Origin of the sequence: Bacteroides thetaiotaomicron VPI-5482, from assembly GCF_000011065.1 — a bacterium.
GTDB lineage: Bacteria > Bacteroidota > Bacteroidia > Bacteroidales > Bacteroidaceae > Bacteroides > Bacteroides thetaiotaomicron.
On sequence record NC_004663.1, the window covers coordinates 4,461,150 to 4,478,536 of the forward strand.

The following is a 17,387-nucleotide window of genomic DNA, read 5'->3' on the forward strand; positions in this document are numbered from 1 at the left end:
CACACTTGGTATGAAGTTAACAAAGATACTGATACTTTTACTGGCCTTCTGGCTCGAACCATTGTCTGCATCTCCCTATTTCTCCTTCAAGAAATATCAGGTGGAAGATGGCTTGTCACATAATACGGTATGGTGTGCTATACAGGATAGCTATGGATTTATCTGGCTGGGCACCAGTGACGGACTGAACCGTTACGACGGTCGGGGCAATAAAGTTTATCGGAATGTATTGAACGATAAATTCTCATTGGAGAACAACTTCGTTGAGGCACTGATTGAAGAAGATCAGAATATATGGGTTGGAACGAACTCCGGACTGTATATCTATGACCGGGCAACGGACCGTTTCTCCTATTTTGACAAGACTACTCAGTATGGCGTATACGTCAGCAGTGAAATCAAGAAGATTGTAAAGACGGAGAACGGACTTCTCTGGATTGCCACCTTGGGGCAGGGACTTTTTATTTATGATCCCAAGACCGAAGTGTTGACTCAGAATAGTATTCAGACCTCTTTTGTCTGGGATGTCTGTCAGAGTTACGATAAGAAGAAGGTGTATGTTTCTTCGCTACAGGAAGGACTGCTTTGTTTCGATGAAAACGGCAAATTTCTGCAATCATACCGAGTCTCATCGGACGTGAACTCTTCCGATAGTTACAAAATAAACTGTGTACTCGATGTAGAGGGAGAAGTATGGCTGGGAGCAGGCAACAATTTGTTGGGGAGATTGAACCGGCAAACCGGAACGGTTGAGAATTACATGGCTCCTTCATTGAACTTCGGGGCAGTTCGCAGCCTGCTGAAATATACGGAGAATGAACTGCTGGTAGGAACCGATAATGGACTCTATCTATTCAACCGCGAGTCGAAAACCTTCCTCCGTGCAGATAATCCGGCTGATCCGCGAAGTCTGAGTGATCAGACCATAAACGGCATGATGTGGGATGCGGAAGGTGCTCTGTGGGTATTGACGAACTTGGGAGGTATCAACTATATGTCCAAGCAGACCAAGCGTTTCGATTACTATTCACCCGCCTATCTGTCGGGGATAGCGGGAGCAGGAGAGGTGGTAGGCCCATTCTGTGAAAATAAAGACGGAAATATCTGGATTGGTACTCAGAGTGGCTTATATTTCTTCAATACCGTTACACGGGAGCTTTCGGAATATCATATCGGTGGTGTAAAGAGTCAGAAATATGATATTCGCTCTTTGATGTTAGACGGCGATTGTCTTTGGATCGGTACTTATGCGGAAGGAATACGTGTGCTTAATCTGCGTACCGGTTCGATAAAGGAATATACCCACTCGCGCGGAATCCCCAATACCATTTGCAGCAATGACGTACTGTGCATATATAAAGACCGGAAAGGGGAAATCTTCGTTGGAACAAGCTGGGGCTTATGCCGGTATAATCCTGATGCCGATAATTTCATGACGATCACCAGTATCGGTTCCATGATTTCCGTGGGCGATATATATGAGGATATGTATAACAACCTGTGGATTGCAACGACCAACAGCGGCGTGTTCTCCTACAATACCCTGAGCGGACACTGGAAACATTTCCAGCACGAACGGGAAGATTCGACCACCATTACCAGTAATTCGGTGATCACGGTATTTGAAGATAACAAAGGCGTGATGTGGTTTGGCACGAATGGGGGAGGATTATGCTCCTTCGACCCCAAAACAGAAGCATTTATTGAGTTTGATTCTGCGCTTCCCAATAAGGTGATCTATTCTATTGAACAAGATCAGACAGGAGATTTCTGGATATCCAGCAATGCAGGGATATTTAAGATTAATCCGATTTCTAAAGCTCATTTCCGACAGTTTACGATTAATGATGGTCTGCAGGGAAATCAGTTTATGGCACGTTCTTCTTTAAAGTCTTCTGAAGGTAAACTATATTTTGGCGGAATCAACGGCTTTAATGTTTTCCAGCCGGAACGTTTTGTGGATAATTCCTACATTCCTCCGGTATATGTGACTGATATCCGTTTATCCTATCTGAATGACGAACAGGAAGTGAAGAAGCTGCTTCAACTGGGGAAACCGATTTATATGGCTGACAAGATAACCTTGTCTTATGAAAATAATAGTTTCACGATTCGTTTTGTGGCGTTAAGCTATGAAGACCCGGCACGAAACAGATATTCCTATATGTTAAAAGGAGTAGATAAAGAGTGGATTACCAACTCCGAGAACAACTCTGCTTCTTATACCAATCTGCCTCCCGGAGAATACGAGTTCGAAGTGCGTGGCTCCAATAATGACCATCAGTGGAACGAGAAGACGACTACTCTGCGGGTAGTGATTACTCCCCCTTGGTGGCGTAGTTCTTTCGCCTATTTTATTTATATTCTCCTGTTGATGGGCTGGATTGTCTGGATTGCATGGCGCTGGAATCTTCGCGTGAAGCATAAGTACAAACACCGGATGGAGAAATATCAGATTGCTAAAGAACAGGAAGTTTATAAATCAAAGATCGGCTTCTTCATTAATCTGGTACATGAGATACGTACCCCTCTCAGTCTGATCCGATTGCCTCTTGAAAAGTTGCAAGAGATAGAACATGAAGGAAAAGAAGCTAAGTATCTGTCTGTAATAGATAAGAATGTAAACTATCTTTTAGGGATTACCAATCAGCTGCTCGACTTCCAGAAGATGGAAAACGGAGCTTTGCAACTGAATCTGGTAAGTTGCGATATTAAGGAAATAGTGAATGATGTATATAGTCAGTTCACCAGTCCTGCCGAGTTAAAGGGAATTGAACTGGTATTGACTCTGCCCGAGCAGGAACTGGTATCAATGGTCGATCGGGAAAAGTTGAGTAAGATACTGGTGAATCTGATGGGCAATGCGATAAAATATGCCCGTACGCGTATCGATTTGAAACTCGTGACAACTGATGCGGGATATGAGATATATGTGAGTGATGACGGTCGTGGAGTACCGGATGCCCAAAAGGGAAAGATATTTGAAGCCTTCTACCAAATGCCGGATGATAAAGTCGCTACCGCCACAGGTACCGGTATCGGACTGGCTTTTGCGAAATCTCTGGCAGAAGCCCATCAAGGCAGCCTGCGCCTTGAAGATAACGAACCGCAAGGCTCCTCGTTTATATTATCTCTTCCTTTAAGCGAAAAGAAGGCAGAAGAAGCTGCTGATATCGTTGAGGTTCATTCCGAAAACGAAGGTTCGGCAGAGAATATTCCTTCAGAGTTCTCCGGAAAGAAATTCACCGTATTGCTGGTAGAAGATAATGTCGAACTGTTGAATCTGACGCGTGACTCGTTGGTTGCCTGGTTCCGTGTGCTGAAAGCTCCGAATGGTCGTGCGGCACTTGAGATACTCGAACAGGAGAGTGTAGACGTCATCGTCAGTGATGTGATGATGCCGGAAATGAACGGGCTGGAACTCTGTAGCAAAGTGAAATCGGAAATCGACTATTCACATATTCCGGTCATCTTACTGACGGCAAAAACGACGCTGGAATCTAAGGTGGAAGGACTGGAATGCGGAGCCGATGTGTATATTGAGAAGCCATTCTCTATCAAACAACTGCATAAGCAGATCGAGAACCTGCTCCGGTTGAGGCAGTCTTTCCATAAGCTGATGGTTAGTTTGTCCGGGAATGCCAATCAGGCCTCGGCAGAACTTGCGATGACTCAGAGAGATTGTGAGTTTGTTGCCAAGATACAGGAAGTGATTGCCGACCAGTTGGCAGACGAGAATTTCTCCATCGATACTCTTGCAGAGCAGATGAACATGAGCCGTTCCAACTTCTATCGGAAGATAAAAGCATTGTCGGGAATGTCGCCCAATGATTATCTGAAGGCCCTCCGTATGAATAAGGCAGCTGAGTTAATTCAGGGCGGTACACGTATTTCCGAGGTTGCGGCACAGGTTGGATTCACTTCCTCCTCTTATTTTGCCAAGTGTTTCAAGGCACAATATGGAGTTCTCCCGAAGGAATATGTCAATCAGTTGTCTGTTTCCGATACAGCGGTAGAAAGCACTCCGGATGCCGATTCTACCATTTGATTTATCATCAGATGTATGAAAGAAGCATGCAGGGCTTGACAAACCGTTTTTTATGTTGTATATTTGTAAGTGAGAACCGGAAGTAAATTCGATAACATTGATAATATAGACGAAAAATGAGTAATAATAAGTACAATATAATAACAGATTGCAAGCGTTTCCACTTCGGATAGTGCTTGCCGGATAGTCTGATACAAGCTAAAGGCTGCGATTCTTTATGGGAATTGCAGCCCTTTTTGTTGCTTAAAATTGATATTTGTTGCTGAAATAACGATGCTCGGGTTTATAATAAACTTGGGGGACGTTTATAATAAACGATGAACGAATTTATTAATAAATGATTCGGAGGAAGTATATAAAGGGTTAATATATTTCGTGTGAAAGTGTGTAATGATACCAAGAAACTTTCTGTTTTTATTATTAATGGGTAGTTTGTCTTTACATTCTCTTTTTTCTGTTTTCCTGTCATCAGCAGGATGTGTCACGATGTAATGACGAGAATGATATTCCAAACTTAATTTTTATTTTCGCTTTATTAACTATTAATGAAAAAAAAGTCTTTTCTTTGTATCATCTTAAAAATGAAACTATGAGAATCAATTTATGTTTGTTATTATTCCTTGTTTTGCTGAACATCTCTTGTAATTCCAAACGGGCGGGAAAAAAAGAAGATGTTGAAAAAGATACTTATGCCAATCCATTATTTATGGAAGGGGCTAATTCAAGCGCGATTTACCATAATGGTAAATATTATTATACCCATGAAACTAATGAGCAAATATATCTGTGGGTAACCACCGATATTACCGATATGGCTCATTCCACTTGTAAAGAGGTCTGGGTGCCTAAAGATCCTTCGAATAGCCATAACCTCTGGAATCCGGAAATACGGAATATCAATGGTAAATGGTATATCTATTTTGCTGCCGATGATGGAAATACAGATAATCATCAGATTTATGTGATTGAGAATGATTCTCCTGACCCTATGCAGGGAGAGTTTCGCATGAAAGGAGCGATCATGACCAATCCCGATTGGAACTGGGGAATACATCCCTCAACTTTTGAACATAAAGGGGAGCTTTATCTTCTATGGTCCGGGTGGCCTAATCGGAGGATAGGCAGTGAAACACAATGCATCTATATTGCCCGCATGGAAAACCCCTGGACATTGGCTACGGAAAGGGTTCTGATTTCGAAGCCGGAGTATGAATGGGAACGGCAGTGGGTAAATCCGGATGGCGGGCGGACTGCTTATCCGATTTATGTAAATGAAAGCCCTCAGTATTTTCATTCCAAAGATAACCGGACTGTCATTGTCTATTATGCGGCAAGCGGTTGCTGGTCTCCTTATTATTGTACCGGAATGTTGACTGCTGACGCGGATAGTGACTTGCTGAATCCGGCTTCCTGGAAGAAGAGCCCCGTTCCTGTATTTCAACAGAGACCGGAAGATGGAGTGTATGGCCCGGCTAACCTTTCCTTTCTTCCTTCGCCTGATGGAACGGAATGGTATATATTGTATCAGGCAAGAAGTGTTCCTAGCGGTAATACGGGAGAGTCGGAAAGTCGCAATCCACGATTGCAGAAGATAGGATGGGATGCTGATGGAATGCCGGATTTGGGAGTCCCTTTACCGGTGAATACTCCGTTACCTAAACCATCTGGCACAGTTCCAAATCAATAACTCTTTTGGGGAGAAACTCGCTCATTATTAACTCGCGCTGTTTTTGATTTGCTACGAACAGGCTGGTTGAGAGAATCTCACCGGTGGTTCCATCATCCGTTACTACTGTCACTTGTCTTACTCCTTCCAGTGGTTTGCCACTTGAAGGAGAGATAATGTGTTTGCGATCATCCGAGTTGTTTCCGGAGGTGGTTAAACATTCGTTATTAAGGAGTATGGATTGAGTTTTATGGTTTTTTGTAGTACTTGCCTGATCGTCAAAGCTGACTTTCCATCCTGTGCCAACCGGATGATTGCCTAGAGCGAGTACAGAACTGTTTCCCATATTTATTAAGGCATTTGCTATGATGTGAACCTTTAATATTTCTCTTATTTTGTCGAGAGCATAACCTTTAAGAAATCCGGAAAGGTTTATTGTAGTACCTGCTTGTTGAAAGAAGACACTCTGTGCTTCGGGGTATAAATGAATGGAGTGTATGGTATCTTGATTATAATTATCTGAGTGGATAGTAACATCGAAACATCCTAAGGTTTTTTTATGATATTCTGTGCACAATGAAATCATCCTGTAAAGAGACTGACTGATCATAACAGGAGCTGTGGAAGCTCTTTGATTGACTTGCGATAATTCACTGGAAGGGTCATAATAATTTGCAATTCTTTCCAGTTGTCGGAGAGTGTCATATATACTATTAACTACAAGCATTAATTCATTTTCTGATTTCTGGCAGCAGAGTATTATATCTACGCGTGTATGCATGGATAAAAACCAAGCATAAAGCAAACCGTCATCACCATGTGTCTTGTATAAGTGTTGAATTGTATGCTGCATTTTGTTTTATTGAAATATTAAGAGGGCATGCCACTTTGTGCATGCCCTTCTACTCTTGATTTTATGTTAGAAATCGGCTTTTCAGTGCAAGTTATTTCAGCTCTTTGATTTTTACATTTTTAAACCAGACTTCGTCTCCATGATCTTGAAGAAGAATATTGCCTTCTGCGGAATTACCAAAATTAGGCCAGTTTTTATATTTACTGTAGGCAACCAAAGCATTCCACATGTCAGTATTGCGAGTATATTCGATCAGTTTTACCCCATTCAGCCAGTGTTCTACGTGGTTATCTTGCACAATAATGGTGGCGGTATTAAAATCTTTTTTGTTGAAAGGCTTCTTCTCTGGAGCCGGAATAAGATCATATAATGAACCCAACTTTCTGTTGCCTTTTACTCCAAGTTTAGCATCTGGATGTTTGTCATCATCAAGAATTTGAAACTCACAGCCAATAGCAGAGCCTTCTCCTTTGTTCAAATCTGGGTTGACAAAGTATTTAACCCCGCTATTTGCGCCTTCGGTAATCTTGAAATCTACCGTGAGAATGAAGTTTTTATATTTGCGGGTAGTTACGATATCTCCACCATTAGCTGATTCTGCTCCTCCGCTCTTCATCACTTTCAGAATTCCATCTTCCATCTTCCATCCTTTTTCCGGAAAAGCATTCAATTTTGCTCCTCTCCAACCATTGTTGGTTTTACCATCCCAAAGTAGGGCCCAACCCTCTTTGGCTTCACGTGGAGATATGGTGTTGGCAATCATATTTCGTTCGGGCGCTTCTTCCGTTTCAGGTGTCTGGTAACGTTCTACATCCGTTGTACAAATACGGATGTCTTTCCAGCTGACAGTTTTACCTTCTTCGGAAGCATTACCTATTGCGTGTACTTGCAATGCAATAAATCCGCTAGGTGTCATATCATCCCAGATATTGGCACAAGGTACTCCATTAATCCAGGTACGGATAGAATTTCCGATAGCTTCAATCCTGGCTTTATTCCATGCATTGTTTTTAAAAGCGGTTTTTGCAGCCGGATTCAAAGTCAGTGGATACAACCAGTTTCTGCGTGCTTCATCATAGATACCTCCTGACCAAGCTCGCTTAGACGGGTCAATTTCAAACTGATAACCGTGCACACGACCATTCTGATAATCTTTCTTGCTTTCACTACGAAGTTGTACTCCTGAATTTAATCCGTCATCAATTTTGAAATCAAATTCAAGTATGAAGTCTCCATAGTTCTTGGTTGTTGCCAGAAAAGTATTTGGAGTTCCCATTTTAGAAATACCCACAATGGCACCATCTACGATTTTATACTCGGCTTTGCCATTTAGTTTTTTCCATCCTTTCAGGTTTTTGCCGTTGAAAAGAGGTTCCCAGGTCTGCGCAGATAATGAAGCCGCACAGAATAAAAGTAAAGTAAATAAGAAGTTCTTTTTCATTTTTAATGTTATTCTTAGTAATTTGTTTATAGCTGGTTTAATGGGTGGTTATGTTCATTTATAATTTATAAAATTCGTCCCAACCTTTGCGTGGAGGTATCCCTGTCAGCATTGCATTGGCAAACTCGTTATTTGTAATTTGTTTGGTACGGCTGTCGAAGAACAGCTGAGTGTTGAGGCGTTGAGCCATTACACCAAGTGAGAATACCTGACTTAGCACTCCATTGATTTCGAATGGAGAACGTGTTTTTTCTATACCGTTACATGCCAATAAAAAATTCTCGAAATGATTGGACGGGCTCTTTGGTATTTGGGGTAGCTTGTCTGCCATCTCTTTGGCTTTTTCTTCGGGAATGATGGATAAGGTACTTCCATGACTTCCTCCTTTAAATGTCAGGTCTTTTGTATAAATGATCTTTCCAGGATTCAATTTGGCGGCCGGAACATCTCCTTGGTTAGTCGTGGGGATATTAGGGTCTAATCCTGATACTCCGTAACCGGCAGGAATAGGAGGGAGGTTGTCTAGTCCGTCATACCAGGTGATATCTACGGGTGGCATCCCTTTGCGTTGTGGGAAGCGGAAAAGAATAGTGGAAGAATAAGGAAAGAAATAATCATTATGCCCTTTTTCATGCAATAAAGTTACTTCATAGGGCAATCCTAATTCCAAAAACTCATGAACGGTATCCAGAATATGTGCTCCCCAGTCTCCTAAAGCTCCCATTCCGAAGTCATACCAACAGCGCCATTCTCCCTGATGATATTTTTCATTGTATTCATGATATGGAACAGCGCCGAGCCATGTATCCCAATCCATGTCTTTCGGAAGTTGCTGTCCTGAGGGGAGTTTATAAATGTTTGTATCCCATTTATGCCAACGCCGTACGTTATTCATGTGTGCAGTGACGGCGGTCACGTCTTTAATAATTCCGGCATCCATCCAAGCTTTGAACTGGAAGTAGTTTGCTTCAGAATGTCCTTGGTTTCCTACTTGTGTAGCCAGATTAGGACGTTTGAGCGCTGCTTGCATCAAAAGTTCCGCTTCATAGAAAGTACGTGCTAACGGCTTTTCTACATATACGTGTTTGCCAGATGCCAAAGCTAGCATGCTAATCGGAAAATGAGAGTGATCTGGTGTAGCAATTGCAACGGCATCAAATTCTTTTCCCGCTTTATCAAACATCTGGCGGAAGTCTCTGAACTGTTTTGCTTTGGGATACATGCCTATTACCTTTTGTGTATGTTTGGCACCCATGTCTACATCACAGAGGGCAACTACTTCTACCATGCCGGTCCGGGCAAAATCTTCAATAATTTGCTGCCCGCGGTTACCGATACCTACATAAGCTATCTTCACTTTTTCGTTTTTGTTTTTTGAAGATGACAATGTTTGTGCATTCAATATTTCACCAGCTCCTGCTGCCAGTCCGGCAGAAGCCATTGTCATTGTTTTCAGGAAATCTCTTCGTGTTACCATAATTTCTTCATTGATATTGATTAAGTATTCTGTTGATTATATGTTATAAATCTGTTATTATTCTTTTTTCTTTTTGAATAGTGCTGTTATGCCATAAAAGAGGATACGTAAAAGGCTCCAGATGATATATAGCGCTACAGAAAATATGAGCACATAAAAAAATGAAGTTATCATCTCCGTCAAAGGAGTATTATACGTAAATATAGAGTATAAATTGACCAAATTGGCAATAATAAAACACAGGAACAGTGTAATCAACTCTGTTTTCTTTCGTCGAGCGGTCAGGATTGTATCTTTCATACTGCTTCGGATGTTTTTGATTGATGATTCAGATAATTAATTTTGTATTCATCAGGGAAATATAGTGTTTTTTCTTCCTGTAACGCTTGGTGACCCAATAGGCAGAGCATACTCGCATAATATCCTTCTTCCGCGATTCTTGCGGGTTGTTTGCGAGTAATAACAGCTTCTACAAAAGCTTCCAATAACAAAGAAGTGCCATCGCTCTTAGGACGTTCTCCGAGGATTAATTCTCCTTTGTTTTCGTTAGCCGTTTCCGGAGCCCAACTGGTACCTGCGAAAGGCAGAGTGTCAAATAATTTATTTTCCCAATCGTTTATCATTTGCAGAAAACCGGGTGCCGGCGGGATACTTTCAAAGTAATATTTACCTTTTTCTGGTTCAACAGTTCCGAGATTTCCCATGATTTGCTCTTCCAAACCATAAAATTGATTGGAAATAACAGAATCGAATGTCATTTTTACGCCATCATCGAATACATATAGGCAACTTACATTGTCGTATACTTCCCGACCGTCTTTCCAGTATGTAATAGCTCCATGTCCCATCACTTTCTCTGGGAGTTTATTCAATGCCCAACTTCCTATTTGTAATTGATGGCAGGCCAGTTCCGTCATTAGTCCTTTTGAATACTCTTTATAGAGTCGCCAGTTAATTTGTCGTTCTAAATTAGCAGAAGGAACTGGGCGTCTCCAGTCTCCATTTCTGTACCAGAATGTGCGGATCGCATTTATTTCTCCAAATGTGCCGGCATGAATCATTTCCATAGCTTTGATATAACGAGGATCGAACAGACGCTGTTGACCTGTGAAGAATATTTTTCCCGTACTACGATGTTTATTGTACATACGGAAACATTCTTCCATTGTAAAACCAATTGTTTTTTCACAGAATACATGTTTACCGGCATCAAAAGCATCCATTACAATTTTACAGTGCGAACTGAGAGGAGTCGCTACAAGTATAGCATCTATGTTGTTGTTTTCCAATAGCTCACGATAGTCACCATATACTTTTGCTTTGGGAGCAAGCTTCAATGCTTCATCTATCGAAGGCTGGTAAATATCGCAAAGTGCTACGATATCAACTTTAGGATTTTGGACTAAAAAGCTCATAAGGAAGCGACCTCGTGAGCCTGGTCCAATAACCCCCAAACGACATTTTTCATTGGAGGTGTTCACGGCTTCTGAAAAGGCAGAAAGCCAGGGACTTGCTGCAAGAAGAACTCCAGCTCCGGTCATTCCGATATTCTTCAGAAACTCTCTTCTGCTAATTTGCGTATGTTTCATTTTGAAGTTATTTGATTCTCAGTATTTTATTCTGTATGCAAATATAGAAAGAAGAGTAAACTTTCTATAAAATTCACTCTTCTTTTTATTAAAATTGGCATTTACCATTCAATTGCCTGATCTTCGTCTGGTATTTGAGTATTTATTTTACGTTCCATCGTTAGAGATCCCTTTACAACATATTCAAGCGGATAACCCGGAACTGAAGTATAATCTGTAAACTCATATTCCAGATTGTTGATTGTTACGTAAATATGTTTTAGGTAAGGTCGTGTAGCATCCATCTCTTCTTCAACCGTATAGGAAGGTTGCCCTTTCACTACCAGATTTATGTCCTCATTATCAGAAGAAATCTTCAGCTTACGTGTTTGAAGATCTATTTTCTCTTCTGTAAATTCAAATTTAATTTTGTAATATTTCCGATCCAAGCGGTCAATGTCTATAAGGCCCGCATAGAAAAATATAGTTTTGTCATCTATTACATAAGAAGTATGGTATTCCGGAACTATAGCCTCTTTTTCGTTTCCTTTAAAATATACTTTATACGCAGTAGCACTATATTGCCCGGAATAATCATTGAATGGGGAAATACGTAACATCGCCCTCCTATAAAATTTGCGGGGATTGGCCTGGTAGTTGTGTGATGGATCGTTGCTCTGAATAGCTAACGGCAATACCCATTTGTCTACCTGATCTAAATCTTTCAGGGCAAAATCGATAGGCAGTAAGCTTGTACATTCGCCTGCCGGTATCTGTACTGTTTCCGGGAACTCGTAATACTTGTTTTCCAACGGTTTAAAGAAAAGTTCTTTACGGCTGCCGAAATGTTCAACATTCAACACATCCAATGTGTCAAGATCCAATCCTACATGCACATTCAAGTCTTTGGAATTCATGGTTGACCCGCTGACTATCAATGGGAGTTGGTATGTTACTTTCCCTTCCGGCTTGTAACGTATGTAAATAGGAGTTACTCCTTGTGCGTTGACTGGTGCCTTGAAAGATACCATTTGCACATATTGTTCAGATTCCCATTCATTATTGCATGACGCACATACTATCAGTACAGTCATGGCTAAGAGTAAATAATATATCTTTTTCATTTTTTTCAAGTTTATAAGATTATTCCGGATAAGTCCAGCCTGGATTTTGAGTTAAACGTTTGTTGCGCTTTAATTCAGTATGATTGATTGGCCAAAACCACATTTTGCGTGAGAAGGTTGTTGGTAATGAAGGTACTGCTACCGGTGTATGGAATACATCTGCCATTTCTTTAGTTGCTAAAGTGTTACACCCATAAATTGGAGTTGATTCTTCTACCGGAGCATCTAGCCAACGACGTAAATCAAAATAGCGATGTCCTTCTCCCATCAATTCAATCTGACGTTCACGTTTTAACTTTTTGCGGAATTCGATAGGGTCATCATATTCTTCTTGGGTATAATCAGGAACTCCTGCACGAATACGTATAGGACGAATTCCTTTTTTCATTTCATTGATATCGCGTTTGATTATATGAGTCTTATTACCATCCCAAGAAGGTATGTCGTATTGCCCGTTTAATTCGTTCAATGCTTCGGCATAAATCAACAGAACTTCTGCATAACGGATAGCCGGTTCTACTTTCTTTTTAATAAGTTCTTCATTGTTGTCTCCTTTACCCATATCATCCGGGTGTACAAATTTTTTAACTCCAATGCCGGTGCGTAACCAAAACATCGAGTTTGTATACCCATTACCGTCTCCACGGTAATAGAAGACTTGTATGTTTTGAGGTTCTCCTGCATTTTTATTGCTGTTCAACAAATTCCAAACATCACCATTGTAGGCTACTGAAGCATAGAAACGGGGCTCACGATTAGCATACTGTAAAGAGACGCCTTCTGACAAAGGTTTGTAACGACCTGCTTCTACGTCTTCTTTCGTCACATAGCCGGACATGCGTTCCGAACCGTCACCGCGGTTGATTTCTTTATCTTTACCGGGACAATCAGTTCCATCATTCATATAATATGCGTCACATTGTTTCTGTGTAAGTCCGTGTGTATTCCATCCTTTAGCAACACGTGGTAGCTGATGTATTACCATGTTATTAATGCTTTGGTCACCAGTATTCTGCCCACGGGTAAAAATTAATTCTTTATTCTCAAAAGCACTGACTGTTCCGTTGAATATAGCACGATAAGATTCGAACGGATCGATGTCTTTCCACCCATTCGGCCAAGCTTGTTCTGAGAATTCAGGGTGGTATGGAGGAGCAATCGTTGCAGGAAATGCAATATCCCCTTTGTCTGTAGCATAAGAAACAAACAGCGTGTAACGGTTCAATTCTATCACATCCTTGGCAGCGGCAGCAGCTTTCGCCCACTTAGATTCATCGTAAGCTTCTGGTAACAGTCGATTACCTTGATCATCTACCAGTTCTGAAGCAATATCAGCAGGCGTTTGTCCATTCATTAATGGGCTGGCAGCATATAGCAGAACTTTGGCACGAAGAGCTAATGCCGCACCACGGGTGGGGCGAGCTATTTCTTGTATTGCACGGTCTAAAGGGAGAGCTTGCGCAGCCAGAACTAATTCATTTGTGATATAGGTCACACATTCGTCATACGTATTACGCGGTTGTGCTACTGCATCATAATCTTCCATGTAGTCAATGCCTTGATCCGGCACAATAGGAACAGGACCGAACAAGCGCAACATAATCCAGTAGAAATAGGCTTTCAAAAAGTGCGCTTGTGCTTTGTTGTCAGCAATTTCTTCCGCTGTATATTCCGTATTCATGTCTATATTGTTCAAATATATAGAGGCTTGGCGAATGCCTTTATAACATTTGTTCCAGATTTCTGCACTTTCTCCTGCTAAACCTCCTTCGTTATATTCACCGTTTTTCCATGCTTTATATCGGTCATCTCGATCACCGAAATACATGTCATCAGCAAAACAGAAAGGAACATATCCTTTACTGGCTACATCGAGAAGATGGTTATCTCCCAAAAAGAAGTATGCGCGTGCCAGCCATTTGTCAGAATAAGCTCTGCTTGTAAAAACATCTTCTATTGACATACGCTCATCAAATAGATAATCAGAGTCCAAGTAATCGGAACATGAACTGAGGGTAAATCCTATCCCTATTATAAATGATAAAATAATGTATATTTTCTTCATAATGTCATTGCGTGTATTATAAATTAACGGATATTCCTAAAGATAAATTTTTGCTGAGCGGATATCTCTTTCCATCCGTACTTCCCATTTCCGGGTCCCATAATTTGAATGCAGACCATGTGAGTAAATTGGTGCCAACAAAGAAGATACGGACAGTGTTAAAATGTACCTTATTTACCAGCTGGGTTGGTAGCGTATACCCTACTTCTACAGTCTTTAAACGTAGATAAGACCCGTTGCGTAACCAATAAGTAGATTGCTGATAGTTATTAGAATTAGGTCCGTAGGATAGTCGGGGATATTCAGCATTCGGATTCTCTGTAGCTGGATCACCAGATATATCTGCTGAAATCCAACGATTGGAATTAGCCATCTCTGACAGGACATTTCCCCAGCCATCTCCCAACTTGAACATATGGACTGTTGAGCCATCGATAAAATAAGTTGATTTTCCGGCTCCCTGAAAGTGCAGATTCACATCTAGACCTTTCCAGTTTGCAGCTATTCCGAATCCATAAATAAGATTAGGTTTGGTCGTTGCACCGATTGCGACTTGGTCATTACCGTCAATTTTACCATCACCATTCACGTCTTTATATTTAATATCACCAGGCATTACTTTATAACCATCGAAATCTTGTACCGGACTATTACGGATATCATCATAGTCTTTAAACAACCCTAAAGATATCAATCCTCTTGCTTGATTTACACGATGTCCTTTTTGCATTTTATACCAGTAGTAGTTGTTTTCTTCATCTCTATCTACTATTTCATTTTTGCTATAAGTGATATTACTACGTATTGTTAAGCCAACAGCTCCCAGTTTCTGGCGGAAAGTGAAATGTCCGTCAAAACCTTCAGAAGTCACTTTTCCAACATTGGCACTAGGATTACTTTCTAAACCGACTATCCCCGGCAAATATTCGCGTAACATATAGATTCCTTCGCGTTTCTCATTAAAATAGTCAACAGAACCGGATAATTTGTCATTGAAAAAAGAGAAGTCAATACCGAGGTCATGCTTTGTTGCAATTTCCCATGTAACGTTAGGCGAAGATAAAGAAGAATAGCGCATACCACCATAATATCTGTCAAACGTGTAATCTCCAAAGTTGTATCCACCAGTGTCTACAGTTTTGTCACCATCTTTTTTAGTCATTGTTTCAATATCATAAAGGTAGGGGAAACGAGTATTTCCCAAATTGTCGTTACCTACTTTACCGTATGAATATCGAATTTTGAACATGTTCATCCATTTAAGATGTTTTTTTATCAAAGACTCCTCAGCTATGTTCCAAGCTCCTGAGATGGCAGGGAAGAAACCAAACCGATGTCCTGCTGCGAAATTCTCCGAACCGGTATATCCGAAATTGAAATCAATGAAATAACGATAATTCCAGTTATAGGTAAATCGTCCTGCCAATCCTTGATTACGTCTGGCAATACCTTGTTTAAGATCATCTCCAAGGCCTACCGTTTTTATTTTTGAAGACTGGTTATATTTTAATGTTCCTCCTAGATGATGATGTTTGAATCCTCGGCTATAATGTAACTCTGCTTCAAAGAATTCATTTCTAAGGCCATCGGAACCGCTCTCTTGAAACATCTTTCTTTCTTCAGCTACACGGTCATAATCGAGGGTTCCGTCTGTTGCGCGGAAACGTTTTGCCTTCCACTGTTCCGGCCATTTTCTGCGGTTAATCCAGTTGTTATTTTCTGTGTCATATCCGAAGCGTCCCACGAATCTAAGTCCTTTGGTGATGAAATCAAGTTTCTGCTCTAAGGTTACATTAGTCTGGATATTATTCTTCCAGTTTTCCCGATAACCAGTCATTGTAGCTTGAACCCATGGATTAAAGCGATCTCCATTGTCATTTCCATAGGCTGGTACGTATCCATTAGAATATAATTTAGGAACCATAATGGCATTATATCCCATAAGAGCTGTCCAAATAGCATCACTGCCAACTCCTGAATCATTGGCCTTTTGTAATGAACCTGAAACACCGACTTTTAATAGAGTTGATTTAGTGATGTCTATATCTACATTCATGCGGTAATTCCAACGACGGAAATTTGCATTTGTATTGTAATCTTTCAAAGCTTTATCTACTTTGTACATACCTTGTTGGTCAAGATAGCTTCCTGATACATAGTATCGTGCTGTATTACCACCACCGTTCATGCTTAGTGTGGCACGAGTGCTCCATGAACCTTTTCGTAGTAATTCATCTATCCAATTAACATTGGGATATAAATCAGGATCTAGTCCTAAACGGAATATTTCCAATTCGTCCGCTTTATATAGCGGCTCAAGATTACGTGTGATTTTAGCTTCATTTGCCATGGAAGCATATGTGTATCCATCTACAAAGTCAGGAACTTGGGTGAGCATATTGTAGAACGTTTCCGCTTTTGCACTGATATTAATTTTCCCGGCTTTACCGTGTTTGGTTGTGATTAATACTACTCCATTTGCACCTTTGGAACCGTAAATAGCAGTAGCTGATGCATCTTTTAATACGGAAAAAGATTCGACATCTTCTACATTTATTTCATCCAGACTACGTTCGAATCCGTCAACGAGAACTAATGCGGAATTACTGGCTCCGAAAGTTGAAATACCACGGATCCAGAATTCAGAAACACTACCCGGCTTTCCGGAAGTTTGCATCGCTAAGATGCCCGGTACATTACCTGCCAGGGCATTAGCCATAGAACCTGAGGGATTTGCTTTTAAGACATCTACATCCACATTAGTAATAGCACCTGTTACAGTCAACTTCTTTTGGGCACCGGTACCCGTGATTACCACCTCGTCAATCTCTCTAGCACTTGCTTCTTTCATTGTGACATTGACAGTTCGTTGCTCTTTGACTAATACTTCTACTTTTTCAAAGCCTATATAAGTAAATACCAATTTGTGGTAGGGTGGCATTTTAATACTGTATTTTCCATTCAAATCAGTAATGGCACCTAAGCCGGGTATATTACTTATTGATACATTAACCCCAATCATGGGCTCTTTATTTGTATCAGTTACGACACCTGTTACTACAATGCTTTCTTGTGCCAAAGCACTGGTAGAAAGTCCAAGCAACAACATGCATATAAATAAAAAGTTTTTCATCATATAAATGTA

10 protein-coding genes are annotated in these 17,387 nt (G+C 40.8%); 2 read left to right on the forward strand and 8 right to left on the reverse strand.

Annotated features, from left to right (window positions below):
- Positions 1-10 precede the first annotated feature (10 nt).
- Entirely contained in the window at positions 11-4,048 is a 4,038-nt protein-coding gene (locus BT_RS17535; RefSeq protein ID WP_011108846.1) for a hybrid sensor histidine kinase/response regulator transcription factor, read from the forward strand.
- A 589-nt stretch (positions 4,049-4,637) separates the two neighbouring features.
- Positions 4,638-5,735: a glycoside hydrolase family 43 protein gene (locus tag BT_RS17540; protein ID WP_008767655.1), complete on the forward strand. Its 1,098-nt coding sequence runs from the start codon at positions 4,638-4,640 to the stop codon at positions 5,733-5,735.
- Here BT_RS17540 and BT_RS17545 read toward each other — a convergent pair.
- The 8 genes from BT_RS17545 to BT_RS17575 all read right to left on the reverse strand — a co-directional run bounded on the left by BT_RS17545 (position 5,704) and on the right by BT_RS17575 (position 17,378).
- Positions 5,704-6,567: an FAD:protein FMN transferase gene (locus tag BT_RS17545; protein ID WP_008767656.1), complete on the reverse strand. Its 864-nt coding sequence runs from the start codon at positions 6,565-6,567 to the stop codon at positions 5,704-5,706. The two genes, BT_RS17540 and BT_RS17545, sit on opposite strands and share 32 nt — an antisense overlap.
- Positions 6,568-6,658: 91 nt before the next feature.
- On the reverse strand, positions 6,659-8,008 hold the full coding sequence (locus tag BT_RS17550) for a 3-keto-disaccharide hydrolase (RefSeq protein WP_008767657.1): 1,350 nt from the start codon (positions 8,006-8,008) through the stop codon (positions 6,659-6,661).
- 58 nt (positions 8,009-8,066) lie between these two features.
- Positions 8,067-9,485 (reverse strand): Gfo/Idh/MocA family oxidoreductase, encoded by a 1,419-nt coding sequence (locus tag BT_RS17555; protein WP_016269382.1) that lies wholly within the window; start codon positions 9,483-9,485, stop codon positions 8,067-8,069.
- A gap of 57 nt (positions 9,486-9,542) precedes the next feature.
- Positions 9,543-9,785, reverse strand: coding sequence for a hypothetical protein (locus BT_RS24725; RefSeq protein ID WP_008767659.1), 243 nt, complete (start codon positions 9,783-9,785; stop codon positions 9,543-9,545).
- Positions 9,782-11,074, reverse strand: coding sequence for a Gfo/Idh/MocA family protein (locus tag BT_RS17560; RefSeq protein ID WP_008767660.1), 1,293 nt, complete (start codon positions 11,072-11,074; stop codon positions 9,782-9,784). Before BT_RS17560 ends, BT_RS24725 begins: the two co-directional genes overlap by 4 nt.
- Before the next feature lie 101 nt (positions 11,075-11,175).
- Complete coding sequence (locus BT_RS17565) at positions 11,176-12,177, reverse strand: DUF4973 domain-containing protein (protein WP_008767661.1); 1,002 nt, start codon at positions 12,175-12,177, stop codon at positions 11,176-11,178.
- 19 nt (positions 12,178-12,196) lie between these two features.
- A complete protein-coding gene (locus BT_RS17570) occupies positions 12,197-14,242 on the reverse strand; it encodes a RagB/SusD family nutrient uptake outer membrane protein (protein WP_008767662.1) in 2,046 nt (681 codons plus the stop codon).
- A 16-nt stretch (positions 14,243-14,258) separates the two neighbouring features.
- A complete protein-coding gene (locus tag BT_RS17575; protein WP_008767663.1) occupies positions 14,259-17,378 on the reverse strand; it encodes a SusC/RagA family TonB-linked outer membrane protein in 3,120 nt (1,039 codons plus the stop codon).
- Between the last annotated feature and the right edge of the window lie 9 nt (positions 17,379-17,387).